At 54.2% G+C, this 2,051-nt stretch carries 1 protein-coding gene; it reads left to right on the plus strand.

What is annotated here, in order from left to right; all coding sequences use genetic code 11:
• Positions 1 to 84 precede the first annotated feature (84 nt).
• Positions 85 to 2,051, plus strand: a 1,967-nt coding sequence (locus VNL73_08190) for a tetratricopeptide repeat-containing protein kinase family protein (protein ID HXF49385.1), incomplete at its 3' end; no start/stop codon positions are given.

Raw genomic sequence — 2,051 nt, forward strand, 5'->3', positions numbered from 1 at the left:
GAGTTTCTAAAAGGAAAAAACATACGGGAATGCTGGCCGAAGCTCGACTCGATTTCCAGAAAATTGCTCTGCTATCAACTTTTTTTGGGGCTTGCCCTGCTGCACAAAAAGGGACTGGTGCACCGGGATTTGAAACCCTCCAATCTCCTGGTCGTGTCAAGGCGGAAGGCCGAGCTCCCGTTGCAGTTGAAAATTATGGATTTGGGTTTGGCTCAGTCCGCAAGCCCACTGGATAATGAAAGTGTGGGGGGCACAGTGGACTATCTGGCACCGGAGCTGATTCGGAAGGAAAAGCCCGACGCCCGGGCGGACTTCTACGCCTGTGGGATAATCCTCTGCGAACTGTTTCTGGGGCGCCCGCCGTTTGCCGACCCTGACCCAGCGGCAACCTTGGCCCGCCATCAGGAAGCCCCGCTGCCCCGGCTCCCAATTCGCAATTTGAAGGATAAGGAATTCTGGCAGCATCTGATAGGCCGGCTGGCAGCCAAAAACAGGGAGGAGCGCCCGCGGGACGGCTTCCAAGTGTTGGATTGGCTGCTGGAGGATCCCGCCCTGAGGAAAAAACTTGCCCGGTCGGATGAGTCCTCCGCTGGCTGGTGCCGCACCCTTCTCCCGAGATTCTGGTCGGCTTCTTCCATGCATTTGGAAAAAAGCCTTTCCGCCGAAGTGCCCGCGACCATCGTGCGGGCTCAAAAAGAGTTGAACGACAAATCGGATCTGGGTAAAACGACCAGTTTTCCCTCTGTCCGTCTGGCCATCGATATCGAAAACCGCTTCCAGCCCTATCCCCGACTTTCCGAACGTGAGCTCGCCGACTGGCTGGCCTCCGGCTTCGGCGTCTCGCAGAAAACTGCGAAGCTTTTGTGGCGGAAAACCTCTGGCGAGGTCTCATTAATCGAGTTTGAACTGGGCTTCTGGCAGAAAAAAAAACTGTTTCGTTGGAATGGTGCGGGCTGGGAATGGAAGGAAAACACCCTCATGGATATCCCCCTCTCCCCCGCCTCGCAAAAAGAGCTTCTGGCGCTCACCGCCACCCTCCCGGACGAAGAACGAAAGCTTCTGGCTCGACTCTCGTTTTTCCTCGGCTTCATCACGCTTGAGGAAATCTTCAAAACCGGCCTTTGGGAACAAAATAACTTGAAACTGCTGCTGAAAAACCTGCAGCAAGCCGGTTTCCTTCTCCCAATGGGAGAAAACCGCCTCGCCTTCTCCCGCCCCGGCCTGCGCGAAGCGCTTTACTCGACACTGAAAGACCGGAAAAACAACCATAAAAAAATTTGGGATTTCTTTGCCCAAAGTAACCGTACCGCCGACAAAACCCGTTCGTTTGAGTGGGAATTTCAGGCCGCCGGCGCCGGCCTTTGGGAGGAGGCCGCCAGCCAGGCTCTCGTCGCCGCAGGAGAAGCGGGCGCCAAAGAGGACTTCAGAACGGAAAATTGGTATTTGAACCGCTCGCTTAAATGGGTGCAAAAACTCCCTGCTGGCTCCCGCCAAAATGGCCTGTTCTTAGAGATCTATCGTGAACGGGGGAACTTCTTTGCTCGCCAGGGAGAGTTGGATAAGGCCATTTCGGAGTACACCTGTCAACTAAAAATGGCCAGCAAGCTCAAAAAACTGGAAGAAGAAGCTGATGCTTGCAACCGCTTGGGGAACCAATTCCGCCAAATCCCGGATTACCCAAAAGCGGAGCAAAACCTGAAAAAAGCGCTTGCGCTATTGGAAAAATTGGGAAAGGAATTCGAGGTTTCCCGCACCTATAACAATTTGGGAGCCACCTACGCCCACCAGTTACGCATCGAAGAGGCCCTTTTCCATTATACCAAGGCCGCCGAAATACAGCGCCGTTTGGGGGTCACCAAAAATCTGGCCGGCACGTTGAACAACATTGGCGTGGCCCATATGATGGCCGACCGTTTTCAGGAAGCCGTCGGTTTTTTTCGGGAAGCCCTGCAGTTGGATCGAAAATTGGATGATAAAGAGCAAACGGCAGTCTGTTTGAACAATCTCGGATTCATTCTGGCTCAACGGGGGGAATTCGAGGGGGCCAAAAC

The sequence above is a fragment of the Verrucomicrobiia bacterium genome (genome assembly GCA_035574275.1).
Classification (GTDB): Bacteria; Zixibacteria; MSB-5A5; order DSPP01; family DSPP01; genus DSPP01.